We start from the raw sequence: 25,007 nt of genomic DNA on the forward strand, positions 1-25,007 counted from the left end.
TTGTTGTTATTGTTATGCCCTCCGCCGGGAACACTTTGCCTTTATCCCGTTACACACCCCGGCTTAGTCGCATTTTTACTAAAACTACTGTTGTTGCAATGCTGCCTGATAGTTGTAGGCGTGCTTCTTGTTGTCGGGGTGATGGAAGAGCAGAACGCCCAAGACCGCCGTCAGGTTAAGCACAACCACCAAAGCAAAAGCACCTGCGAAAGAACCGGTCAGCTGGATGATCCAGCCGGTCAAGGTGGAAGCAATGAGGCCGGCAACGGCGAAAAAGAAATCCATAATGCCCATAGCCGTACCAGTACGCTGCTTGATCATGTCGACGTTGATGGCGTAAAACGTGGAATTGGAAGCCATACCAAAGCCGACCGCCAGAGAGATGCAAATCAGCGCCAGCATTAAGGAGTGATAGAAAATGATCGGTGCCAGGCTGGCCGCCGCCAACAGTTGAGTGATCCAGATCGGGTAAGAACGTGCGTAACGAAGACTTCCCGTATTTCTGTAAATCCGATCTGAGAGGTGACCCACACTGAAGAGCATGATCGAAGCCAAAGCCCAGGGCAAGACTGAGAACCAGCCTACTTGGCTGAGATCCAAATGGTAAGACTTGCTCAAGAAAGTCGGCAGCCAACCCATGAAGAAGAAGAGATTATAGCCAAAGACGAAGAAGGCCCAGTCGTTGGAAAGCAAGGTGGGATTGGTCAGCAAAAACTTCCACATACCAGGCATTGCGGCATGGCTGGTGCGCCGAATCTCCTTGTCGCTGATCCCGCGCCTCACCTGAGCGGTCTCACGAATCCGCTTGAGTTCAGCATCATTGACCCGGTTCGAATTCTCGGGGAAATCACGGTATAACCCGTACCACACTGGAATCCAGATGAAGCCCAAAACCCCCAAGATGATAAACATTCCCTGCCAGCCGAAGAAGGTCGCCAGAGCAGCGACAATGGGGCCGCCCAGCATCAAAGCCAGCGGCACCGCCACGAGAGCATTGCCCAAAGCAACCGCCCGTTCGTTACTCGGGAGCCAGTCTCCCACCACCCGGTTCAAAGCCGGAAAGTTCGGCCCTTCGGCCACGCCCAGCATCATCCGCACCGTAAACAGCATCGCTAAACCGGTGGCGAAAGCCGTAGAAAAAATACTCAGGGACCAAACCAAAGCGGCGAAGACCCAAACCTTACGGGCTCCCCATTTATCTACCATCAGTCCCCCGAAGAAGACCAAAATGGCGTAGCCGATATTAAAGGCCCCCAGCGTTAATCCTATATCTTCGGAATTCATGTGGAACTGTTTGCTCAACAGCGGCATCGCAAAGGCAATGGCCGAGCGATCCACATAATTTATGACCGTAATCAAAAAGACCAGACCAATAATTAGCCAGCGAAATTTCGTTTCTTTCATCCGGATCATCTCCTCCTGCTATTATGACGTTTCCCTGATTTAAACTATAACCTCTGCCCAGCGACCTCCTTTCCCTCGGCCTAATCAACAAAGAATCACAAGACGGAAGTGCGATGAGTAGACCGCCCTCAATGTCCGCCCGCCTCAAGATCCCTACTTAATTGGTTGACTTGGCCTCTTTAAACAAAGGCGGCCGAGTGCTGATGGATATTGATATAGCAAGTAGTAGCAAAATTCGTGCCAAACATCCGGAGAAACGGTAATTCTGAAAATATTGAAGTAATCCGCCATTCAGGCACTTTGTACTTATACGTTTATTCACATATGTCTTCCTCCTTTTGGCCCGTGGCTATTCTCTTTGCAGGCCCGCCCCCTTACCTGCCCACTTTTTTCTCACCTTTCTGAGAAATTGCCTACTTTTTAGGCAGTTCGCTCTGAAAAAAAAGAGAAGCTTGCTTGCTTCTCCTGTACGCAACTCCGGATTTTTCACCAAGGACTATTTAGCCGCAGGGTGTATAGTAGGGTGTACACATTCAGGGTATGCCGCGTTTCCGGTGGCTCCGGCTCCTGTCTCATTTCTGCGTTTGTTGTAATAGTACAACGCCAGGTCGGCCGAGACCATAATTAGGTTCAGTATATAGAGGTACAAAACATAATCATAACTGAAGAACAGCTTGTGCAAAATACCGGCAATATATCCCAAGATAAGAATTCCCAAGAAGGCCGGGCTTTTTCCGGCCGTCGACCGCGACTTGTACGACTGATAGATCGAGAACGGCCAGGCGGCTCCAAAACATATCAACATGATTGCTTCCAAAAAACTCATCTTACCCAACTCCTCGCATTTTTGCCGAACCCTATTATACAACATTTTCGTAGCGTGGCTTCATTTATAAACAAAGAAGTAAAATATTTAAGAATCACGCAATAAGCTCTTATACGCACTTTCACAAAAGCGTTTTTTTTTAACTCGCCACTCCTTTTTTAACCCGCTCCTTTTTTAACCCGAAACGTCTCTTTTAACCCGAAACGCCTTTTTTAACCCGAAACGTCTCTTTTCTCCGCCGGCTGAGCCTTCCCCGAGTGACGGGCCCCACGGGTCTCCCCCCACTGCTCTGGGCGAAAAAACATTCCCCTTTCCCCGTTTAGGCATTGATCAAGCGGGGTTTATGCGTTATCCTTGCATTGGCGATGTCCACCCGCAATTTTGAAAGGAGTGTTTAGCCCATGTATGCCACAGTAAATCAGGCGGATTGTATCGGTTGCGGTTCCTGTGAAGCCGTTTGCCCCGAGGTTTTTCGGATGAATGATCAGGGGCTGGCCGAAGCCTACACAAATCCGGTTCCGCCCGAAGCCGAGGAGTCCGCTAAAGAAGCGGCACAAATGTGCCCTGGCGAAGCCATCGTACTGGAGTAGAAAACCGCTCCTCATCAGCTCTGGCTTCTTAATTTCCGGACCGACCCCGAGTTCACTGCCCTGTGGTCTCCGGCCACAACCAGACCTGGCCTTGACTCGACATATCAGAGATTTTTGACTCGATCTATCAGGGATTTGGCAATGTCCAAATCCCTGATTTCTCTTTGAATACGATGGGCTTTAATACTCAATTATTCCGTCGGCATCATTAAAAACGACCTGCCATTCCGGTTAAACACCCGGCGAACAACTTGATCGTTTTGGTCTGCCATTCCGCTGTCAAATGAATATACGAAAATGATCGCCCCAGGGAGAAACCTTGGGGATTGACCTGCTTCAGGGTGTTCAAAGAAAGTTCCTTCCGGACGGTCCAATTGGAAAGAACCGAAATTCCCAGTCCCGCCTCGACCGATTGCTTAATAATTTGAATACTGCCCAATTCCAGGATATGGGTCGGAGAAATGGCGAGATCTTTGAGAGCCTTCTCTGCCACCCTTCTGGTTCCGGATCCTTCCTCCCGCAAAAGCCAGGTCTGGGTCGCCAGTTCCTCTGCCAGCGGTGCCGTCCCGGCATAAAAATTGTTGTTTGAGGCCGCGATGACAATAACTTCATCCCGGGCAAAAGGAACCACCGTCAAATTTTCGCTGCCGGCCAGGTCGGTTTCGATAATCCCGATGTCCGCTTCATGGTTTCGCACTTGGCGGACCACTTCATCGCTGTTTACGATATTGACCACGAAGGAAATCTTGGGATAGGATTGCTGAAATTGTCGGAGAACATACGGCAAGATGTATTCGCCAAAGGTATAACTGGCGCTAACCACGATACTGCCGGTATCACCGCCGAGTACTTCATCGACCAAACGTTTCATTTCATTATAATGCTCAAGGATCCGGAGGGCCTCATGGAAAACAATTTCGCCCGCTTTCGTAGTATTGACAGAGCGTTTGCCCCGTTCCAGCAAGCTGGCGTCAAATTCGGCTTCCAGGCTCTGAATATGCTGGGTCACCGCCGGCTGGGTTATATGCAGAGCGGCGGCGGCTCGTGAGAAGCTCTGCTCCTGTACCACCTTGACAAAAGAAAGGAGACGGTGGTCCAAATTCATCACCCGCTTTCTGAAAGTACGCGCAGCATGACATCTTTGAGGGCCAACCTCCTGCCGTGCAGCATCATCATTGGAGACCGCAAACGGAGGCACTTCAGCAAATAACTAGCCCTTATCTATTTCATAAACATAAACGATTTTACTTATAGTATTGTAAGCCTTATCCTACAACTAGTCAAATAACCGGAAGGTCATTAAACATCATCATTGTTTGGAGGAATGATTTATGTTAGGAGCTCAACTTAAAACAGGACGTCGTCAAATTGACAGACGTCCGTCTCTCTCGCGTCAGTTCGGCACTAATTGGTTCACCGTGGTCATGGGAATCGGCATCGTCGCCGCCCTGAGCTACGCCTCGCCCATTGCCCTGCCCGGACGGTATATGATTGGCAAAGCCCTTTTTCTCCTTGTCAGCGGAGTCTTTCTTGTCGCCCTCGCTTTATGGGTACGGCGATGGTTTCACCATACTGATGAGGCTTTAAAAGACTTTTCCGACCCTAATAAAGCCCTCTTCTACGGCGCCTTAGCCATGGGTATCAACGTGGTGGGCAACGATTTTCTCATCATCGGCACACATCTGCTCTCCCCAGCCACTGCCATTCTGATGAGCAAAGTCATTTGGCTGTGCGGTGTTGCGGTTTCTCTCTTTACTATTATTACAGTACCCTATCTGCTCTTTGTCACCCACCAGGTTTCTCTTGAAGATACCCATGCCAGCTGGCTCATCCCGATCGTTCCTCCCATTGTCGCGGCAGCCACCGGGACCAACCTCATCCCCTATTGGAACTCGCCGGCCCAGCAGTTTTTCTTCACCATTCTCATTTTAGCCATGTTCGGTATGACTTTCTTTCTCTTCATCATGGTCAGCAGCCTCTACTATTCGCGGCTGGTTTATAAAGGCAAAATCGGCGGCGGTTTTGTTCCCAGTGTCTGGATCGAGATAGGCCCTATCGGCATGTCCATGACTGTCTTCAGCAACCTTCCTTTTGTCACCCAATCCCTTTTTGGCGCTTGGAGCAGCGGGTTTCACGCTCTGGGGATTGCTTTTGCCATTGCCATGTGGGGAGTCGGCATCTGGTGGATCGTTATTGCCAGTCTCTACTCCCTTCTGCACCTCACTGACAAGGACAGCACCATCCCTTACAGCCTGGGCTGGTGGAGCTACGTTTTTCCGCTGGGAAGCTTTACGACCGGAACCTATGCCTTGAACCGTCTTGTCGGGCACTCGTTCTTTGCCGTCGCCGGATTGATTCAATTCCTTGTCCTGGCGGGATTCTTCTCCCTGGTCGCCATCAAGACCCTCATTGGCATTTGGAATGGATCCCTGTTGCCTTGGCGTTCCTCACATCTTCGTCTCTCTCAGCAGAAAGTCTGACCCACGTTGACGGCATAACCCTGCCTTCATGGGCCAAGTGCCTCTGACATAGGTCGTTACTCTGGCCGCCTTGCCCAACTAAATCGTACTCACCCTTTACCCGCCATAAACAACATCTATCTCCGCCTTGACCTATACCGTTGCTTTCCCTTCCGGCACCCCTCCGATATTGCGCACTGACTATTCAGGCATGGATCCCTATGCCGCAAAAATGTTACCCGCCAGGGCTGAAAACAGTTGCCGGGCTTCTCCGGCTCGCAGCAGCGAATCATGCAGCGGCAGCGGAATCCCCTATTGTGACGAATCTTTCGGCCCTTGAATAGTCGGATTGCCCTAGCCAGTTGCTAAAAATGCCGGCGGCACTCCGTGTCACCTCGTACCTTCCGATACGGTCCTGTGTTATACTGATTGAAAAACGTTCAGGATAACACGGGCCCGAAAGGAGTGCCGAAAATGCCCAATGACAAGATTATGACCATACCCCAAGAACTCTTAATTCTTGGGGCAGCCGTAAAAACCGGAATAGTCGAGGCTCTGCGCACAAACACCACCTATACCGCCCTGGCAGAGAAATTAAACCTGAATCCGCGCGCCGTTTGGGTAGTGGTGGAAGCTTTGGCCGCTCTCGGCTACGTGGTCAAAGAGGGGGAAACCGTAAGTCTCTCTGCCCAGGCCCGCGACATGCTCTATAACCAGGAGTCGCCCGATTTTCTCGGCTTTTCCTTCATGCATCGCTACAATCTGATCCGCTCCTGGGTCCATTTGCCGGAGGTTCTGGTGAACGGGCAGCCCGTGCCGCGGGATCAGGATCCGGAAAACACCCGCTATTTCATGGAAGGTATGGGCCGGGGAGCCCGGAACGCCGCCCCGGCAATAGCGGACTTTCTCCTTGGCAAAACGGCCGGAGGAGCGCGGGTCCTCGACATCGGCGGCGGCCCGCTGATTTACGGCGCCGCGTTTGCGGCCAAGGGAGCGCAAGTAACCGTGCTGGACCTGCCGCCCGTAGTGGAGTTGATGGGAGAAAGAGCCGAAAAGGCAGGCATCACCATGATTTCGGGAGATTTTAACCGGGGCTTGCCCGCCGGTCCCTTCGATTTAGCCTTCCTCGGAAACATTTGTCACATCTTCGGCGAAGCGGAAAACGCAGAACTGTTCCGCAAGGTGGGTCAAGCGTTGCGCAGCGGCGGGGAAATCGCCGTTATCGACACCGTACGCGGAACCAAATCTTCTGCCGCTGTTTTTGGCGTAAATATGTTAGTCAATACCGTCAACGGCGGGACCTGGACCTTCGAGCAGTATAACGCTTGGCTTGGCACAGCTGGTTTTACCCATGTGACTCTCGACGAAGTAGCCGACCGGCAAGTAATCAGAGCGGTTAAACCCTGATGCCGTCAAACCCTGGATACCGTCCAGCCTTGATAAAGTATCCTTTTTTGGGGGCGGGCAGAGCTATTTTGTCCGCGTGACCTATTCGTCCAACATATCTGCCGCTCAACATAAACGAAATCTGAGCCGGTGCTTCCCAACTTGGCGACGCACCGGCTCGCGTATCTGCACCAATGCCGCTCTCTATGCCCTGCGCCAACACTTCTTTGCGCCGGGAAAACTGCTGAGTTTCAACAAACTCCACCATACAGTGTAAAACAAATGAGAACTACCGTTTAATCCAAGCCGGAGCAAGCCAGCAGACCTTAAAGAGTGCGCACGAAGCCATGAAATCCTTCCTGGCACTCGGCAGAAAAGCGGCGTTAGGGCAATATCCACCGGATAAAGTCAAGATCCCCAAGTATCTGCCCAAGGACGGCTACTCTCAACTTCTTTGTTCGACCCATGCGATCACTGTTCACGATGGCTATTTTCAGGCGCCAATGTCCAATCTGTTCATGAAAGAACATCTAGATTGAAGACGACTAGTTTGGGCTCCGTCATTTCCTGAATGGCATATTTTGGACCTTCCCGACCGTTCCCGCTTTCCTTAACGCCGCCGTAAGGAGTTTGATCAGCCCTGTAGACAGAAGTATCGTTGACAATGACTCCGCCGACTTCCAACTCGCGGGCCGCCTTATTGGCAATTTCAATTGAGGATGTAAAAACACCGGCTTGGAGGCCGTATTTGGAAGCATTAGTCATTTTAACCGCTTCGTCAAAATCGTCGTACGGAATCACACTGACTACGGGAGCGAAGACCTCTTCACAGACGACCTTCATCTCAGGTTCAACGTTGGTCAAAATGGTCGGCTCAAACAGAGCACCCCGGCGCTTGCCGCCGCTCACCAGAGTCGCGCCCCCTGCCAAAGCGGCCTTGACCCAAGTTTCAGCCCTGATCGCTTCCGCTTCGCTAATCATGGGGCCCAGGTCCGTGTCCGCGTCCAGTGGATTACCGAGGACGAGTTCGCGGGTTTTGGCGGCCAGCATCTCCGTGAAACGTTCGTAAATGTCCCTGTGCACCAGCAGGCGCTGGATCGAAATACAGACTTGGCCGGCATTGACAAAGGGCATACGGCTGCACGCTGCCGCCGCTTTCTCCAAATCCGCATCCTTGTGCACAATAGTGACCGAGTTTGAACCGAGTTCCATGGTCGCTTTCCGTAAGCCCACGGTCGCCATGATCCTCTTTCCGACTTTCGCGGACCCTGTGAAAGAGTAGAAAGCGATTCTCTCATCCCGCAAAAGCAAGTCGCCGACTTCATTGCCGCCGCCGACCACCAAATTGAGATACCCCGGGGGGAGTCCCGCTTCTTCCAGGATGCGGCAAATGTTTATTCCGGAAATCGGGGTGGCGGAGGAAGGCTTGAAGACCACCGTATTGCCGGCAGCCAGGGCCGGAGCCACTTTATGACAAGCAAGATTTAAAGGAAAGTTGAAGGGACTGATAGCACAGACCACCCCGATGGGAACCCGAACAGTATAAGCCAGTCTGTTTTCGGCCCCCGGAGCAGCTTCAACCGGAATCATCTCGCCTGTGATGCGTTTGGCTTCCTCCGCCGCGATCTGCAACACCTGGGCGGCCCGAAGGACCTCGGTTTTAGCGTCTTTTAAGACTTTTCCCGCCTCCCGGGTTATGGTCAGCGCGAGTTCGTCAACTCTCTCCGCCAGCAAAGCCGAACCCTTGGCCAAAATCTCGTACCGCCGGTAAGGCGGAAGCGGAGACTGGCGAAACGCTTCCAGCGCCGCCGATACAGCGGCATCCACCTCGGCCTCCCCCGATACGGATACCCTGGCAAAGACTTCGCCGCTGAATTTGTCCACCACATCCAATTTGTTCTCAGTTTCCAGCCATCGACCGTTAATATAGATGGGATAACTCTCTAACACCGGATTGCCCCCTCACACGCTATACTTAGACTTTACGATTGCCCGCCGCGGCCGGTGGGGTTTCCACAGGGGTTGACGCCAGGACCTCTCCCGGCCGGCAACGCCCGCGCTTCAGCGAGCGACTTGCCGCCCCCGCGCTTTCTCGACCTTATCCAGGGCAGATTCCAGAATGTCCAACCCTTGATCCAGCTTCTCATCCGTGATCACCAGCGGCATCAGCATCCGAACTACATTGCCGAACACCCCCGCCCCGATAATGAGAAGGCCCTGCTTGGCGCACTCCTCAATGACCTGAGCCGTCTCTTTTTTGGCGGGTTCTTTGGTCCGGCGATCTTGCACCAATTCAATCGCCGTCATTGCACCCAGACCGCGCACATCTCCGATCAGGGGGCATTTCTCTTGCAGTTGCCGCAGGCGGTCCATGACCTTGGTCCCGATCTCAGCCGAGCGTTCCACCAGCTTTTCCTGTTCCAGATAGGCCAGAGTCGCCAGCGCTGCCGCACAAGCCAAGGGATTACCCGCATAGGTTCCCCCCAGTCCGCCGGGGCCTGGGGCATCCATGATTTCGGCTTTTCCCGTTACCGCGCTGAGCGGCATACCGGAGGCAATCGATTTGGCCATCGTCATGAGATCCGGCTCCAGTCCGTAATGATCAGACGCAAACATTCTCCCCGTACGGCCAAAACCCGTCTGCACCTCATCCACAATGAAGAGTACGCCGTGCTTTCGGGCGATCTTTTCGACCCCCGGTAAGAATTCCGGCGGAGGCACAATAAATCCGCCTTCTCCCTGCACAGGTTCGACAATCACGGCCGCAATGGCGTCCGGATCCACCTCGGCCGCGAAAAAACGTTCAAACTGCTCCAGGCAATGCATGCCGCAACCGGGATAAGAGGCTCGGTAATAACAACGGTAACAGTAAGCGGAAGGAAGTTTGTAAACCTCCGGCGCAAAGGGACCGAAGCCGTACTTATATGGCTTTACCTTGCTCGTTAAAGCCATGGCCAGGTTGGTCCGTCCGTGGAAAGCCATCTCCAAAGCCACAATACCACTCTTCTTCGTGGCCGCCCGCGCGATTTTGACGGCATTTTCAACCGCCTCCGCCCCGCTGTTAACGAGCACCGATTTTTTCTCATATTTCCCGGGCGTAATCTGGGCCAGCTTCTCTGCCAGAGAAACGAAACCTTCATACATCGTGATCATAAAACAGGTGTGAATCAGCTTATCCGCTTGCTCTTTGATCGCTTGGACAACCGGCGGGGGACAGTGACCGGCGTTCAAAACCCCGATACCCCCGTAAAAATCGATGTATTCATTACCATCCACATCGGTGAGACACGCCCCTTCGGCCCTCTCAATGAAGATGGGTACCCCGTGGGCAATGCCGCGAGCCACATACTTGTTTTTTTTCTCCAACAGTGCCTGGGATTTTGGCCCGGGTATTTCTCTGTTCGGCATATTCAACCTTCTCCCCTTTCTCATGAAGCAAGTTTTCTCCGCGCTAAACAGTTTCCTCTTTACGGTGGAGCGGGAATTATCGCGCTCACGCGGTTCGGGTTTTTCCCGTGCTACGCAGCTTCCTTTTTACCCGCTTTTACCCACAGCAAAAGGCTGTCCACCGCAAGATACCCACCTTTCATGACTTGAAGAACGCTATATTATAAGGCACCCCTCGGCGCCTGCGGCCCGCTCGCCAGCGCCCCAAAGTCCGTCCGGAATGGTGTCTATAGCAGTGTCTGCTAATTTCACAATTTCGACCCTTCTGGCTTCCTTGGCGCGCAAAGCCGCGGCTCCCTGATGGGCACATATCCCTCGGGCCGCCTGCCCGGACATGCGAGAGTGCCGAACCTGTCACCCCCCTCTATTTATCCGCCACCACGCTGCCTACTCGTTTGCCGAGTTCCGGATTCATCTTAGTGGCGACCAAAGCATAGGCTATGACCAAAACAAGGTAGATGAGGACTACGTAGGGAAAGACGTTGAAGGGTACCGGTTGACCGGGCTGCACCAATCCCCAGAGGGGCAGAAGCATGGTGAGGGTACTCACGGCTGGCACAATTCCATGCAGCCAGACCCTGAACTCTCCCGGGCGCTGGCGTTTGAAAAAGACAGTCAGGGCAAAATTCAGAGTTATATAGACGAGAATGACACCGATAGCTCCCAAGGTACTCAGATAACCATAAACGTCGAGCGGGGCCGCCGTGATGCTCCAGATAAAGGTTACCAGGCAGGCAACAACCAGATAGAAACGTATGGCGGCCACGGGCGTCTGTTTACGCCCCACTCCTGCCAGCCATTTAGGCAGGAGTCCTTCACGGGCAGCACTGAATATCACCCGGGATTGCCCGTTAGTGGCCCCGATCAGACAGGCCAGAGTGCTGGTAAAGCCGGCGAGATAAGCCAGAATGACGAAGCCGCCCAGAGCGACTTTAGCCGCGTCTATGAAGGGCACACTCGCCTTAGCAATGGCCGCTTCGTCGGCATGCAGACCGATAATCGTCGCATAACCGAGAAAAGTGTACAACAGCCCGGCCACAATGACCGAGGCATAGACCGCGCGGGGCACATTCTTCCGCGGGTTTTCAGTCTCCTCCGCCAGCGGGGCCGAGTTTCCCACCCCTATGAACATAAATATGGCGATGGGGAAGCCCAACCCGACACCCCCCCAGCCGTTCTTCAGGTTCGCCGGGTTAAGCGGGGCAAAACTGATGTAAGCGTGGGCAACGATCAGCATGGCTATCGCCGATATTAACAAAAGACCCACTTCAAAGGCAAAAACCGTCACAATCGTCCGCACGGACAACTTAATGCCGGAGGTCGTCAACCAGTAAACGAGCAGCACGAACAAAACACTGATCAGCCACCAGGGCACCTGGACACTCAAGAAATTCTTCAGGATATCCGCCGTCCAATAACCACCCATAGTTATGACCGAACCAATAGCCACAATATAAGAAAAGACGTACATGAGCGCCACGATCACGCTCATGCGCCGACCGAAAGATTTGCCGATGAAGGTAACATAAGATCCGGTGCTCGGCAGGGCTTTGGTAAACTCGGTAATCGCATTGGCATGGAAACCCATGGCTATCGCCGCCAAGAGGATGGTCAAGGGGGCTGCTATGCCGGCCCCGCCCACGATGAGGGAAAGAGAAAAGTAGATACACATAGCCGGGGCCACATTGGCCAGGGAAGAAGAGACTATTTCGCTCAGGCTCAAAGCGTTTTTCCTGAGTCGGGGTACTTCGACCCTCACGTCATCGGACATGGATAAACACCTCCCGCGATCTTGGATTACTTTCCGCGCACCGTTCGCCAAAATACTCCTTTTTTCACTCTTTCCAATCTTCACTCCACTTACAACATGCTCCGCCCTCCTTTCCCCCTGCAACGGCTTCTCATCCAACTTCTTCCTTGGAAGTAAAACAACAACCCCCTTAGGGACTGGGGTCAATCCGACTCCTCCGCTCCGGCCCAACGGCGCAAATAAAGAAACCTTGGCTGCGCCAAACTTTAGCGCAGGCCGAAGACTTAGTTGCACTTATAACGAATTCTCGAAATCTCTGATTTCGTAAGAATTCTTATGCCCTATGGGTATGCGCCGTGAAAGTTATACTTCCTGCTTAGCCAAAAAATACATGTCCTCTAAATATCCTTGGGAACTTAGTAATTTCCGTAGCAACTGCTGTGCCAGACTCGTGCCCGTTGGATATTTTCGGCCTTTCCGCCCTTCTTCGGGCCTCCGAGAAGAATCAGGGGGGGCCGCCTTCATGCGCCATTGCATTAAAAGCGACCCCTCACCCCTTACCGCACTCGTTCCGCCTGCACTGTTTCCGCTTCGTTCCCTCATGCCCAGCTAAATTCGCATCATGCATCCCTGCATGAGACAAAGCCCCCTAGGTTGTCTCTTCATCCCGGTAGCGCGCTAGATTCTTCGAAATTCCATAACGATGTAACTTCCTTACAATGGTCGACTGATTGACTTCTAAGGCATCCGCCATCCGGTAGGTATTGGGAAAACGAGCCAAAGCCTTGGCCAAAAGCTGCCTTTCCAACTCTTCCATAGCCTCTTTCAGGGGGCAAATATCTAAGACCAGCAGCTTCTCGCCCCCTGGGTCCGCCCGGCGAAGATACTCCGGCAAGTGTTGCGGTAAAATTTCCGGTCCATCCACGGTCACGACGAAGCGCTCGATCAGGTTTTCCAGCTCCCGAACGTTACCCGGCCAATTGTAAGCAACCAAGTATTTCAACGCCTCCGCTGATACCCGTTTTTGCAGTTCATATTTCTCCCCGCACGCAGCCAGAAAATGCTCAATCAAGCCCGGAATATCTTCCCTGCGCATGCGCAACGGCGGAATAACCACCGGTACGACATTGAGACGGTAATATAGATCCTCGCGAAATTTCTTCTCTTTGATCAAGCTCTTCATATCGCGATTGGTCGCGGCTATGATCCGAACATTGATCGCGACCGGTTCGCCTCCCCCGACGCGCATGATTCTCCTCTCCTGAACAACATGAAGAAGCTTGACCTGGAGATTGAGAGGCAGCTCCGTGATCTCATCCAAGAACACAGTGCCGCCTTGGGCCAGTTCAAAAAGCCCTTTTTTGCCCTCTTTCTTGGCGCCGGTAAAGGCACCGAACTCATAGCCGAAGAGTTCGGACTCGATCAGGGTTTCCGGGATAGCCCCACAGTTAACCGTAATGTACGGTTTTTCCCGGCGCTTGCTCCAGTCGTGGACTTTTGCCGCGACCACGCCTTTGCCGACTCCTGATTCTCCTTCGATGAGCACCGTGGAATCAACCCCCGCCACCCTTTCCGCCAGTTCCAAAATATTCCGCATGGCTGGGCTATCGCTGACGACATCCGTCAGTTTCAACCTTTCCAGGCGCAATTTGGCGATTTCGCTGCGGTAGCTATCCATCAGTTTCTCTGTCTCTTCCAAGCGCTGCCGCAGGTTGCTCAGTTCGGTAATGTCACGGGAATTCGTGACGACGCGGATGATCTTACCTTGTTCATCAAAGACGGGATTGCCTGTGACAATAATCTTGTGACCGTTCTTCGTCGTCTGGACAGACGTCAAGCGTTTCTTCAGTTTAATCACCTGGGGAGTAATGCTCGGGGAGAAAAGGCCCTCCTCCTCCAGTGTACTCACATGTTTGCCGACAATTTCCGCTTCGTTCAAGCCATAAAAACCCTGGCCCGCCTTATTGACCCGCAGGGTGTAACCTTGACCGTCAGTCACAAAGATTTCATCAAATGACGAGTCAAAAATAGCCTCCAGCTCACGGTTTTCTTGTCTTACCGTTTCCAGTTCCCGCTCCTTAGCCTCCCAGCCGCTCATGTCCTGAAAAGAGCTCACCACGCCGCCCAGCCGGCCCTCCTTACGGAAAGGCTGGTGATGAAAGACCAAGACGCGACCGTTCACGGCCACTTTATCCCGCCAGATGGGCGTACCCGTGCTCAACACCGCCATAATCCCCCTGCCGGGCGGAATGCTGCTCGCGGGCAGACCGACGAGTCCTTCCTGAATATTCAGAAGTTCGGCCGCAGCCTTATTTGCGGCCACAACCCGTCCTTCAAGATCTATAACGATAACGCCATGGTAAATTTCCGCAAATGCCCTCTCCAAGCTCACATTCCACACCTCCCCAGTGCACGTTGTCCTGCAGACCTCTCCTTTCACACCTTGTCTCCCACTTCCCTCAGACCCAACAACTGCCTACTACTGTCACTACTTCCATTCCCGTGCCAGAATTCCGTATACTACGTGGTCAACAAAATGATCATAAAGCCACTCTGCTTCCCGGACTGTTTTTTCGAATAATCCAATACTGTACATCTTGCACCCAGTGCAGTAAATATTGGTATTTGCTGACCACCGCCGGAAGCTAGACCCAGTATGTCAGCATTCCTCATTTCACAAAACCACTCCCTAGGTACGGGTTTAGTAGGTGTTAATAGTACAAACCAATCATCACTTTTTGCTCTTTCAAAGACGTCATGACCAATAGGTCGTCCCCATTCCCAGCCCTTGTCAATCCATTTATCAAAAAAGCTGGAATTCAATTCGGTATATTTTTCACCCATTCAGTAACCCCTTCCCACCAGGCCGCAGCTGCGTCAGCCGTTTGAATCGACCCACGTCCCTGGGTGTCCACTTTTTGTGATAATGAACAGTCGCAAGACAAGTTCCCGGCGCCGTTTCAATTTCATCATAGGTATGGTCAGGGTATACTGCCAGAACCATAGTTACATGAGATGAACCGTAAAATACGGAATCACCCGGCTCTGGGGCCGTGCAATTCCGGATCAGCCTGCCAGTATCGCTGAAAAAAACCTTTTGGTTTTCTACCCGACGATCGAAATAAGAGGTAGACGGGTTGTTGCCAGGGAAGGCGGAGTAGTGATCCGGATGTCTTTTGTAATCTGCGGCCATCAGGCTGCCAATATCGATGCCTGCTGCCTGGTAACTCAGGCGCGGCACGTCGGTACAGACTAGAAGACCGAATCTCAGGAGTCGACCGCCCGAGTAGTCGTAAAGAATCCCCTGTAAACTCTTTGCAGCCTGAACAACCTTTTCTTCTTGAGACAGTCCAGTCGCGGAGGTTATCACTCCCAGCCGGGCTGGATGAAATGTATGAAAGAACCATACATAGAAGCCGGCGATGGGAAGAAGAATAACCAGAATGACCAGCCATTTAAGGCCACGAAACACACAAAACACCTACCTTCCTACCCCTACCATTTCCCTCAATGAGTCATTCATTCGACACGCTTCCTCTAGTTCCTGCTTCGAAGGTTAATGGCCCCGAAAAAAGCAGCTATCACAGGCCCTCTCACCCGCTCAGATACCGCAGATCACCGGCAACATCAGGCGAATCCAACCCCCGCGACTTCGGGGTAGCTCACTGAACAGCCGGCGACTGGCCTGAGATTCCAAGCCGCTCCGAAGAACCTCCGCCCCTGCACCGAAAAAGAAAGAGGCGCTCATTCAAGAAACCTTCCGTTTCTCGAGAGTACCTCTTTCTCTTGCCCGGGTAGAGCCTAAATTACAATCTTTCTAGTATGAATGTCTTCATTGCCCCCTAAATCGCTTTCAAAAGGCCTGTATAGCCCGAAAAACCCAATTTCCGTTTTAGACTTTACCTAAACTTCCTTAAAAATCTAAAGCAGCTTTTCCCTCTGTTCTGCCTTAAACAAGACCAAGCCGCCATCCACAGATGCTTTCCCCGTTAGACGGTATCCCTTGGAGCCGCCCTCTCGCACTGCAATAATGACCTGCATCAAGCCATTTGCCTTGATGTTCTGCTGGGTCTTTTCCATCTTATAAACCCCAAAGGTCAATATGTCGTTCTCCCGCACTTCTTTAACTTTTCCTACCACGATCAGATGGGGTTCCCCTTCGGCCGAAACCGTGGCAATCGGTACCATGGGAGCCTGGTCGATTAATTCTTTGATTTCCTCGCTTATTATCACGCTTATCGCCTCCTTGACAACTATCTTAGAGCATCCCCAAGAATCTCACAGTAAACTTGTTTACACTTTAGGAATTTTTTTCTGCCAACTGAATAGGCAGCGGCTGTTCTTGAACCCCCGTCTCATTGACCTTCTGGAAAATTTCTTAAGAGGCACGGGTCAGATGCTAAAAAGTAAGACTTCCCCTTGCGTTGGATGACTCCAGACTCTTTCAATCCGCCGATAATCTGAGCAACTTTGACTCTTGAAACGCCGATCATGTCAGCTAACTCCTGCTGTGTGAGGTCCAACTCAATCAGAATCCCTTTCTCAACCGGCCGCCCGTGCTCGTCAGCCAAATGATGCAGAACGTGCAGAAGTCTTTCTCTGGCAGATGTGCCAGTTATCTCCCCAGCCAACCTGATAAACTCGTAAAGTTTTTGTCCCAGGTGGCTGATCATCTTCACAGCGAGAGCCGGATTACTTTTTATCACGGTTTCAAACTGAGCCATGCTAAAAGAACAGACCTTTGTCGTCTCAATGGCTTTGGCGCTGTACAGATGCTCTTCTCTTTGAAAAAGTACGGTTTCCCCGAGAACTTCCCCTTGCCCCAAAATGTCAACAATAATCTCGCGTCCACCCTCAGTTAACTGAACAAGCTTCAGCTTACCACCCTTCACTAGGAAAAGGGTATCTGCCGGCTCACCTTGGGTGAACAAATAACTCCCTTTTTCGATGATCTGTTTGCTAGCGGCGAGGCATACATTGGCAAATTCCTCTTTCTCCAATCCGCGAAACAATTCCAGTTCCTTAAGGCAGTTGATACATTTCGCCAATCCGGTTCATCCTTCCAAATTGCCTTTATACGGTCGCCGTTAAGCCTCCGCTTTACTTAAGTATCCGTTTTTTCACGGTAGTCAGCGGGTGGGCCGCCCACCCTGCACCCTATTTCGCTGTATTTGTCCTTAGAATGAATATCAGCAACTGCAACTATCTTCATTAATTCTCCTCCCTTCAAACTGTTAGCGGCATGTTATGCCGCTCTGCGGGTAGAAGGCCACCATCCGGCGACTCCACACGCAAGACTCGCTACCTGCCGCTGGCTAGGATTTATCCAGCCAGCTTCTTGAACTTAGCAAGGCGCTACGGCGGGGTAATGGCTTATCCGTGAGGTGGCCGGAGCATGGCAATACGCGGCCATCTGTAGCGGGAAAAAGAAATTGACCTTCATGCATCGGCGAAAAGAAATGCGGACAGATTTTGGCTTATGTATCCCTCTGGGCCTTTCCGAATCGAGACAAAGTTCGTGGTCTCCAAATGACGATAACGATAATGGCCACTAAGGCCAAGATTACACTAGTAACACGCGGATCATAATAAGAGCCATTAATAGGAAACAGTTGCCACGTAACGTTGATCGTCATATGAAAAAGTGCCACAGCGAAGACACTCTTGCCGGCATTGTTGTAAAGCCAGACCATTATCACTCGTAGTGCCACCGTGCCTAGTGACCACCAAGCAATCCACGACATCGAACGGTACGCATGGGTTAACGCAACAAAATGGAAGATTGCCCAAACGGCCCCTAAAACAATACTGGCCTGTAGCACCCCCAAACGATGTTGCAACGGATCGATGACATAGCCTGACCAGCCCAGTTCCTCGCCTAGAGCGCCAACAAAAAACAGAATACACAAAATCAAAGTCTGAACTATTGGGATCTGAGGAATTGGAACAGGCGTTCCTTCTAAGCGCATTACATCGAACGACAAAACCATCACAAATGGCATCAACAGAAGTGTCGGAACGTACCACCGCTTCAACGTAATATGTTTGTAATCTATGGCCCGCTTAAGCAATACCTTTGCACCCACTGACCCATTCTCATGGTAAGAAAGAATCAATGCGGCCAGCACTGGACAAACTGCCATCAGTGCGTCTATTGGTAGGCCTGGTAATAGTTGCCGACCTGTCAAACCACCCATCACCCAGAAAGGAATGGCTAAAGCAAAGACTAATGCAAAGAATACCAAGATCGATGTGCCCGATGGAGATTTCCCCTGTGCAGTTGCTTCTTCTGAGTTATCCATCTTATATACCCCTGGAGCAAGTATGAGAATCTCTAAATCCGGATACCCCGCGAAATCTGTACCCCATCGTCCACCCTCAATGCTCCCAACGGCAATTATCTTTCGATAAGGTCTCACGAAATACCAGCGGATAAGAATGACCCCGGGATGTCACCCGGCATCCCGTCTACTGATGATTTACCTTAGAGATCAATAGTAACACCCACTGGAAGACTTCTTGTGCCAGAAAAACCGCTCGTTTGTATTCGGACTCATCTACTGGTTCCCAATCCCCAGGGTAGCGAGTTGTAGCTGCATAATCCGTAAAATTGCTGCCTCTTTGAGATTTTCAGGAATTTCAACTTTTCCGGAGTCCTCAATTAGCCGTTAAAGGTATCCTATGAAATGGGTTCTCGGGATATCTGACCCCAAGAGTACCATTACCCCTTTTAGTGCCTTTTCAGATGACTGTTGGGCATCAAAGCAAAGATCTTCATATAGTATATCTTGCGTTTGTCTGCCAAACCCTGCCCTTGTAAGATTACTCTTTGCTCTCTGGAGCCACATTTTCCATGGTTCATCGCTCATAAACGACACGTCCTTTTGCCGCCTCAGCATACACGAACCCTTGGGTATCCCGGTGCTTTTCTACTTTTTCCGGGGTCTCCACAAGTATGTCTACGGCGGCAGGAACATCGACAAATGTTCGATACAACTGTTGCGACAAAGTACGACGATTATCTATGTCTCGTTTCAGTATCAAGAAATCATAATCGCTGTGTGGCCCTTCTTGTCCTCTGCCTCTGGACCCACAAAGGATGATTCTGTCGGGGTTTATGGATTGTACAATTCTGCCAATTAATGTATTGAGCATTTCATCCACAGTGGCAACCCTCTTTCTTCCTTTGTAAGATTATACCATACATCAAGAGAGAGCAAAAGCCCTGATCCCAGGGCTTTTTGCTAAACGCGCTCGCACTCCCTCATCTTAAAAAGGTTTTGGTAAATCTTCTTGTCCAAGCGTTGTATCCGTCCCGACTACCAAACTTAGCAAAGAAAGCTATAACACTTACCTGGCGTTTTTCGGGACAACATTTTTGATGGGTCCCGCGGCTGCCGCGGTTAGTATTGTCTATGCGGCTAAGAAATACAATTTGGCAGATATATACGGCAAGCTCCTGCGCAAACCGGTAATTCTCGCAGTTGTGTCGGCAAGACCGGGGCCATAAAGGCCAATCCTTACGACGTATGTTTATTATTCATTCTGGCTGGGGAACTCATCGGTCGCTATCTGTTCTATGCAACAGCAGTTTCGATGACAATCGGCTTGTCGTAAGGGGTAACTGTCTGTTCCTCTTGTTCTGCTGTCCTCACCTGTATAACCAGCATTGATCCCATCACCATCGGAAAATTCTAAGGCACTGAGTCAGACTCCGCCCATCTGGCGCTCCTGACAGAACTCCCGCCAAACCGGGGCGGTGCCTAAACAAGTCTCCCATAGCATAAGGAGCACTATCCGGGAGAAAAGCCGCCCACCCCGCACCTATTTCGCTGTACTTACCCACATTATACCCTACTCGGCTGTTTCTTCGCTTGCATACGATTCTAGCCGTCTTACTTTATTACTTGTGTGCCTAAGGGTTACGCTGTTGAGGAGTACTCAAAATTTCTCAACGGACCCGCCGGCGCCCCCCACAGTCTGAGACATAGTGCGGCCGGAATCCGCCAAGCACTCGACTACCCCTCTCTCTGCCGCCCAGGCCTGCACACACATAAGCGTCAGCGTCGCCAAGCTTTTGTAGAAAGTCAGCTCTGTCCGGCCTATGACCGATGCACAGAAAGGAGGAAGCCAGCAGGCCAGGTGCGCCCCCAGCAGAAGGTCCGCCTCCGCGGTTGAAGCCCCGGTTTTCCAAGCATAAGCCAGCGCTTCCAACTCTATCGCCAGATGGTCCGGAAGTTCGGAAGCGCCGGAGCGCACCCGCAGCCCCAAAGACGCGTAAAGCCTGAGCACCTCCTCCGTGGCTTCCCCGGTAACCATTCCTTCCTCGTGGCGTGGACGATCTGTGTGCCAAACCGCCTCGTAAGGGGGGCAAGGCACCGGACCCGGCCCCACAAAAAGACGCTCGTACTCCTGCCGTAAGGATGCCCTCTCCCGGGTGAGAGCCGCAAAGAGATCCGCCAGAATGTCTTCTCCGGGCAAAGCAAGCTCATGCCACAACTCGCGTGCGCTCTCCTCCCGCCCCGGCTCCAACCGGTCCGCGACGGCGAGTACTTCGGGCGGAGTCCACCACGAACTCAAGAGTCCGGCCACCTCTCCTTTCACGTCGCCTCACCCCTCACGATCCGGCGGCGGGCCCCGTCGGTGTCCAACCTATCGCCCGCTTCCGGGGTGGCTTCCGTCAGAGACGCTTTAATGCTCAGATAACGATAACCCAGTGTGACGAGCAAAGCGATCAAGGCTAAAAGGCCGAGGAGAATCGTAAGCTCCACCCAGGTGGGAGTATAATGCCCCACCAATTGAAACACGGACTCGCCCGGAACGTAGGTTCCCAGGGAAATTCCCGGGGGCAGTTGAATAAGCGGGTTAGCCATCCCCGCCACGACCAGTTCCACCTGGTAAGCATATACCCCGACCAGAATCAGAACGGCGGACGCGGCAATCAGGCCCACCCGGCGCCTCAGACTGGGAAGGATAAGAAAGAGCAACGGAATAGCGCCGCCGATCACCCACTCCAGCCAGAAGAAGAGTTGGTAGCCCCCGCCCGGCAGCAGGGTGCTAAGCACCTGCAGATCTTTTGGCACTCCGTCCCAGAGTACCGTCAGGTAATCGCTCAAGACGAAAAAGAGATCGATGGCCAAGCTGACCGCCATAAGTCCGCTCAGTTTGCGCCAAGTTTCGCCGCGCACAACCAGCGCGTCCACCCGCTGCAAAATCCAGAGGATCAAGCTTACCAGAGCCGTGCCGGAGAGAATCGCCGACACGACAAAGAGCGGCGCCATCAAAGCCGTATTCCAGAAAGGCCGCGAGATCTGGAGACCGAAAATCCAGGCCGTGATCGAGTGCAGAGCAAAGGCCGCCGGCAAGCCGATTCCCGCCGCCCATTTTAAGCCTCTGGCCCGCTTTGCTTCCGGCATCTTGGCGGACATCAGCCATAGCTCCGCCACAGCCAGGAGAAAATAGAGCGTGATAATGGTAATATCCCAAATCATAGGGGAAGACCAATGGGCATAGATAAATAGGTTGAGCAGCCTGTCCGGCCGGCCCAAATCCGGCAGAATCGAAACCCCGGCCACCAAAACGCAAACAGCCGCCGTCAATACCCCCAGTTTGGCCAAAGGTTTCAGTCCCTTGATTCCGAACACCTCCGCCGACGAGGCCACAATGAGTCCGCCGGCCGAGAGCTTAACGAAAAAAGCAAAGGAAAGAATATATAATCCCCAGGAAATCACATCCCGCATGCCGGTGGCGCCCAAGCCGAAAATCAACTCGTAGACCCATGCCCCGAGGGCAGCCAGGAGCAGAATGCTTAAAACAACGAGCCAAGTCAGATACCTCGTGCGAGTCGATGGGTCCTTAACCATAACCGTTCCCTCCTTTCTCAATCCGTCAGGCGCCCTTGCCTATCCACAGCCAGATAGTAAACGCTCGGGCGGGTCCCCAAATCAGCCAGCAACTGCCGTCCGCCTTGCCGGTTCACCGCTTGGCTGACCTCACTGGCCGGGTCATTCAAGTCTCCGAAGATACGGGCTCCCGCCGGACAGGTTTCCACACACATCGGTTTTTTTCCCACATCGATCCGCTCAACGCAGAAGGTGCATTTCTCAGCCACACCCACCGGGCGCACCGGCGTGAAGACGAGTCTTCCGCCCGTGCGGTAGTCCCGTCCGTAACCCACCGGAAAATCCGGCGCATACTGTTCTTTTTCCCAATTGAAAGCCCGCGCCCCGTAAGGACAGGCGGCCAGACAATAGCGACAGCCGATGCAGCGCTCAAAATCCACTAAAACCACTCCATCCTCCCGGCGGAAAGTCGCCGAGACGGGGCAGACCTTCTCACAAGGCGCGTCGGCACAATGCTGACAAGCAGTCGGCTGATAGGCTAAGGCCAGGTTCGGAAAGACGCCGTGCGGCACATCGATCGCCTGGCTGGCCGGCGGCGCGCCGGATACGGATGCGGACGCGGACGGCTCGCCTGTCAGCACCCGGTTCCAAAAGATCCCTAAGGGCTCGTTGTTGATGGATTTACAGCTCACCGCGCAGGTCCAGCAGCCCACACAGCGATTCTGGTCAATCACCATGCCCCAATGCTTGGTCATACTCTATTCACCCCTTTACCTTTTCGACTTGGACCAAACAATCATAATAGGCCGCGTTGGATTGGAAGTTCGGAACAATCGTCTGGGCGGGGTTGGCGATCTGATGGGTCAGATTGTTCGGGTGCCCTTCGATATAGTGTTTCACCTGGCGGGTCGCCCAGCCGCCTTGGTAGCAGTTGGTCACGCCCTGTTTAATCCCTTCCGTCAGGCGGGCCCGTACTTTCATCTCTCCCCGCCCGTTAAACACCCGCACCACATCTCCGTCCGCAATTCCCCGTTTGGCGGCATCCCGCGGATTGATTTCCAGGAATCCTTCCCCGTTATTGTTGATTTCCTTCAGCCAAGGCAAATTGCAATACTGTGAATGCGTGCGGAAGCGAGTATGCGTGCTGAGAAAAACTAAAGGATATTTTTGTAAGAGAGGATTATTGGGAAAAGCCTCCGCTTGTTCTTTGTAATCACAGACCTCTTGCTCATAGGGAATGAGTAATTCCACGTAAAACTCGATTTTTCCCGACTTGGTCGGAAATTGTTTGTTGTAAAAAGGCACATAGGGGACACTTTCCGTATTCAGCCGGTAAGCACCCTTCGTCAGCTGGTCCCAAGTGAGACCGCGCACCGTGGGATCCGCTTGGGGATCCCCGATATGGAGAACTTCTTTGATAAAATCATCCGGAGTCTTATGAAAATACTGTCCGACTCCCATCTTCTCGGCGACCAGGCCGATAGCCTCAAAGTCGGATTTCGATTCCCAAAGCGGCTGAATCGTCTTGGGCATATACTGAAGATAATAATTACCGGAGCCGAGCAAATCCGTCTTCTCCAGATAAGTGCAAGCCGGTAAGACGATATCGGCCAGTTCCGCCGTCGCCGAGAGGACATAGTCGGACACGACTAAGAAGTCCAGCGAGTTGAGAGCTTTCATCACCTTGTTGCGATCCGACATCTGCTGGGCATAATTATCAACCATGAACCAGGCGGCTTTGACGGGATAGGGTTTGCTCTCCAGCATGGCATCACACGCCTGCATAGGGGGTAAATAAGTGTACTGTTTTTTATCGGGATAAAACCAGCTCGGAATGTCATAGGCCGTGGTCAAAAGGGCGCCGCTGTAAATAGTGACACCGCCGCCGTGCACGCCGATGTTTCCGGTCAAGGCCGACAGCGTCAGGAGCGCTTGGAAAGTCAGATCTGCGCGATACCAGTGCGAAAGACCGAAACCGGCTTTCACTCCGGCCGGATGATTCCCCGCATAAAGTTCCGCCAGTTGCACCACGGTCTTCGCATCCACATCCGTGATCTTCGCCGTATACTCAGGCGTGTATTTATTCAGGGTATCGGCCAACACCTGCAGGGCTGTCCTGGCCTTCAAAGCGCCGACCGCGTGCGTTCCCCACAGAGACGGTTTGCTCAAGCCGGGATCGTCCCATTTCTTGACCGAACCGTCCTGTTCATCGACCACCAGGTACTTGTCCTCACCCCCGGCCACAATGTCTTTATGCTTCAAGAACTTCTTCGTCAAAGGATGAATCAGGTACGGGGCTACGGTGTATTGACGCACATAAGCCTCATCAAAACGTTTGTTCTGAATGATCCAGCGGATCATGCCGTCGACCAAAGCTGTGTCCGTCCCCGGCCGGATCGGCACCCAAAGGTCAGCCGCCGCCGCGGTGGGCGTATAACGCGGGTCCAGCACGACGAGCTTAGTGCCGTTTTTCCGGGCATCACAAATGGTGCGCCAATCCGGAATCGAGGTCTCGGCCAGATTGTTGGCCCAGAGGAAAATCACTTTCGAATTCAGGTAATCCAGATATTCGTGCCCGTCAAAGATCCCGCCGCCATTGGCCGGAAGCGTCGGATCGGCCAAGACATAGTTAAACCCGGCCGGGCAGGCGCTGTCCCCTTCGTTGTCTCCCTCAAAATCCCCGGCTGAAGCTCCGATGGCGCTGGCAAAACGATAACCGGCCCCGATCACCCCTTCAATCAAACTGAGAGAACCGGTGTACGGAGCGATCCAAACCGACTTTGCGCCGTATTTCTCTTGTGCTTTGCGGAAGTTCTCGGCAATAGCCGTCGTCGCCTCTTCCCAGCTGATGCGCTCCCATTTTCCCGACCCGCGGGGGCCCACCCTCCGGTAAGGGTATTTGACCCGATCCGGGCTGTATGTGTTTTGCAATTGGGACACACCGCGCAAGCAGATACGGGGCGGATAGTCCTCTTTGACTTTCCCGTCAATGCTCGATTCCCAGGGAGCGCTCTCAATAAAAGTGGCCCGGTTGCCCACCACGTGGACCGTGTGCCCGCAGGATCCATCACAATTGTTGGAATGCCCAGTGCGGTAAAGCTTCTCCTCTGGAGCAGAAGTCAAAGGTGAAGCCGAGGCCACCCCGGCCGGCTCCAGATAACGCAGGCCGGATAGGCCCACGCCTACAGCCGCAACGCCGCCTGCCATCCCTTTAATGAACTGACGCCGCTTGATTCTTGGCATAATCCCCCTCCTAACTTGGACACGTACTTTCTTTAAAGCGTTCTGTCAAAGCGTTTTGTC

The 25,007-nt window shown here is 52.7% G+C and carries 21 protein-coding genes; 3 read left to right on the forward strand and 18 right to left on the reverse strand.

Annotated elements, in window-relative coordinates:
* Positions 1–84 precede the first annotated feature (84 nt).
* Both MNU25_RS15665 and MNU25_RS15670 read right to left on the reverse strand, forming a co-directional pair.
* On the reverse strand, positions 85–1,404 hold the full coding sequence (locus MNU25_RS15665) for an MFS transporter (RefSeq protein ID WP_240985918.1): 1,320 nt from the start codon (positions 1,402–1,404) through the stop codon (positions 85–87).
* Positions 1,405–1,900: 496 nt separating this feature from the next.
* On the reverse strand, positions 1,901–2,230 hold the full coding sequence (locus MNU25_RS15670; protein WP_240985919.1) for a hypothetical protein: 330 nt from the start codon (positions 2,228–2,230) through the stop codon (positions 1,901–1,903).
* A 401-nt stretch (positions 2,231–2,631) separates the two neighbouring features.
* Between MNU25_RS15670 and MNU25_RS15675 the strand changes: the two genes are divergently transcribed.
* Positions 2,632–2,820, forward strand: coding sequence for a ferredoxin (locus MNU25_RS15675; protein ID WP_047829683.1), 189 nt, complete (start codon positions 2,632–2,634; stop codon positions 2,818–2,820).
* Positions 2,821–3,028: 208 nt separating this feature from the next.
* On the opposite strand, the gene MNU25_RS15680 is transcribed toward MNU25_RS15675, so the two are convergent.
* On the reverse strand, positions 3,029–3,925 hold the full coding sequence (locus MNU25_RS15680) for a LysR family transcriptional regulator (protein ID WP_240985920.1): 897 nt from the start codon (positions 3,923–3,925) through the stop codon (positions 3,029–3,031).
* 226 nt (positions 3,926–4,151) lie between these two features.
* Between MNU25_RS15680 and MNU25_RS15685 the strand changes: the two genes are divergently transcribed.
* Together MNU25_RS15685 and MNU25_RS15690 are read left to right on the forward strand one after the other, a co-directional pair.
* Positions 4,152–5,300: a TDT family transporter gene (locus MNU25_RS15685; RefSeq protein ID WP_240985921.1), complete on the forward strand. Its 1,149-nt coding sequence runs from the start codon at positions 4,152–4,154 to the stop codon at positions 5,298–5,300.
* A gap of 453 nt (positions 5,301–5,753) precedes the next feature.
* Positions 5,754–6,686, forward strand: a complete 933-nt coding sequence (locus tag MNU25_RS15690) for a methyltransferase (protein ID WP_240985922.1) — start codon at positions 5,754–5,756, stop codon at positions 6,684–6,686.
* Positions 6,687–7,181: 495 nt separating this feature from the next.
* On the opposite strand, the gene MNU25_RS15695 is transcribed toward MNU25_RS15690, so the two are convergent.
* The 15 genes from MNU25_RS15695 to MNU25_RS15760 all read right to left on the reverse strand — a co-directional run bounded on the left by MNU25_RS15695 (position 7,182) and on the right by MNU25_RS15760 (position 24,947).
* Positions 7,182–8,615: an aldehyde dehydrogenase family protein gene (locus MNU25_RS15695; RefSeq protein WP_240985923.1), complete on the reverse strand. Its 1,434-nt coding sequence runs from the start codon at positions 8,613–8,615 to the stop codon at positions 7,182–7,184.
* Between the two features lie 111 nt (positions 8,616–8,726).
* Positions 8,727–10,073, reverse strand: coding sequence for a 4-aminobutyrate--2-oxoglutarate transaminase (gene gabT, locus MNU25_RS15700; RefSeq protein WP_240985924.1), 1,347 nt, complete (start codon positions 10,071–10,073; stop codon positions 8,727–8,729).
* A 403-nt stretch (positions 10,074–10,476) separates the two neighbouring features.
* Complete coding sequence (locus MNU25_RS15705) at positions 10,477–11,883, reverse strand: APC family permease (RefSeq protein ID WP_240985925.1); 1,407 nt, start codon at positions 11,881–11,883, stop codon at positions 10,477–10,479.
* A gap of 628 nt (positions 11,884–12,511) precedes the next feature.
* Positions 12,512–14,254: a sigma 54-interacting transcriptional regulator gene (locus MNU25_RS15710; RefSeq protein WP_240985926.1), complete on the reverse strand. Its 1,743-nt coding sequence runs from the start codon at positions 14,252–14,254 to the stop codon at positions 12,512–12,514.
* Positions 14,255–14,382: 128 nt separating this feature from the next.
* Complete coding sequence (locus MNU25_RS15715) at positions 14,383–14,706, reverse strand: hypothetical protein (RefSeq protein ID WP_240985927.1); 324 nt, start codon at positions 14,704–14,706, stop codon at positions 14,383–14,385.
* Entirely contained in the window at positions 14,699–15,343 is a 645-nt protein-coding gene (locus MNU25_RS15720) for a DUF1287 domain-containing protein (RefSeq protein ID WP_240985928.1), read from the reverse strand. The genes MNU25_RS15715 and MNU25_RS15720 overlap by 8 nt, the downstream gene beginning before the upstream one ends.
* A gap of 440 nt (positions 15,344–15,783) precedes the next feature.
* Entirely contained in the window at positions 15,784–16,095 is a 312-nt protein-coding gene (locus MNU25_RS15725; protein WP_240985929.1) for a pyridoxamine 5'-phosphate oxidase family protein, read from the reverse strand.
* A 122-nt stretch (positions 16,096–16,217) separates the two neighbouring features.
* The gene (locus MNU25_RS15730; protein ID WP_240985930.1) at positions 16,218–16,910 is read right to left on the reverse strand and encodes a Crp/Fnr family transcriptional regulator; all 693 of its coding nucleotides are present in this window, start codon (positions 16,908–16,910) and stop codon (positions 16,218–16,220) included.
* 429 nt (positions 16,911–17,339) lie between these two features.
* Complete coding sequence (locus tag MNU25_RS15735; RefSeq protein WP_240985931.1) at positions 17,340–18,164, reverse strand: CPBP family intramembrane glutamic endopeptidase; 825 nt, start codon at positions 18,162–18,164, stop codon at positions 17,340–17,342.
* 366 nt (positions 18,165–18,530) lie between these two features.
* Positions 18,531–18,761 carry a HEPN domain-containing protein gene (locus MNU25_RS20635; RefSeq protein WP_420838689.1) on the reverse strand — a complete coding sequence of 77 codons (231 nt, stop codon included), beginning with the start codon at positions 18,759–18,761 and terminating at the stop codon, positions 18,531–18,533.
* Positions 18,721–19,017, reverse strand: coding sequence for a nucleotidyltransferase domain-containing protein (locus MNU25_RS15740; protein WP_240986884.1), 297 nt, complete (start codon positions 19,015–19,017; stop codon positions 18,721–18,723). The genes MNU25_RS20635 and MNU25_RS15740 overlap by 41 nt, the downstream gene beginning before the upstream one ends.
* Positions 19,018–19,803: 786 nt before the next feature.
* Positions 19,804–20,466 carry a TorD/DmsD family molecular chaperone gene (locus tag MNU25_RS15745; RefSeq protein WP_240985932.1) on the reverse strand — a complete coding sequence of 221 codons (663 nt, stop codon included), beginning with the start codon at positions 20,464–20,466 and terminating at the stop codon, positions 19,804–19,806.
* Complete coding sequence (gene nrfD / locus MNU25_RS15750) at positions 20,463–21,725, reverse strand: NrfD/PsrC family molybdoenzyme membrane anchor subunit (protein WP_240985933.1); 1,263 nt, start codon at positions 21,723–21,725, stop codon at positions 20,463–20,465. The genes MNU25_RS15745 and nrfD overlap by 4 nt, the downstream gene beginning before the upstream one ends.
* A 17-nt stretch (positions 21,726–21,742) precedes the next feature.
* A complete protein-coding gene (locus tag MNU25_RS15755; RefSeq protein WP_240985934.1) occupies positions 21,743–22,459 on the reverse strand; it encodes a 4Fe-4S dicluster domain-containing protein in 717 nt (238 codons plus the stop codon).
* A 7-nt stretch (positions 22,460–22,466) separates the two neighbouring features.
* Complete coding sequence (locus tag MNU25_RS15760; protein ID WP_240985935.1) at positions 22,467–24,947, reverse strand: molybdopterin-containing oxidoreductase family protein; 2,481 nt, start codon at positions 24,945–24,947, stop codon at positions 22,467–22,469.
* Positions 24,948–25,007 lie beyond the last annotated feature (60 nt).

The organism is Acididesulfobacillus acetoxydans, from assembly GCF_902729405.1.
In the GTDB taxonomy this organism is placed as follows: Bacteria; Bacillota; Desulfitobacteriia; order Desulfitobacteriales; family Desulfitobacteriaceae; genus Acididesulfobacillus; species Acididesulfobacillus acetoxydans.